1 protein-coding gene is annotated in these 225 nt (G+C 38.7%); it reads left to right on the top strand.

The features are described 5' to 3' along the window. A partial coding sequence (locus RM519_RS13995) for a hypothetical protein (protein ID WP_311594447.1) occupies positions 1–225 on the top strand: 225 nt, incomplete at both ends.

The raw sequence follows: 225 nt of genomic DNA, 5'->3' as shown, positions 1-225 counted from the left end.
GCGCAAGATGCTGCAATTGCTCTAAATACGGCTAAAACAGGAATTACTCCTGCGCAAGCGGCTATCATTGCAAATACTTCTGGAACTAACACTGGAGATCAAGATATTTCTGGAATTGCTACAAATGCAACTAATATTGCTACAAATGCAGGAAATATTAGCGGTAATGAAGCTGATATTATAGTCCTTGACACTGCAATTGGGGTTATTGAAACTGAACAAACT

This window comes from Urechidicola vernalis (assembly GCF_031846385.1).
GTDB lineage: Bacteria > Bacteroidota > Bacteroidia > Flavobacteriales > Flavobacteriaceae > Urechidicola > Urechidicola vernalis.
The sequence above is the reverse complement of the archived record's forward strand: the minus strand, read 5'-3'. Positions and strand labels throughout refer to the sequence as shown.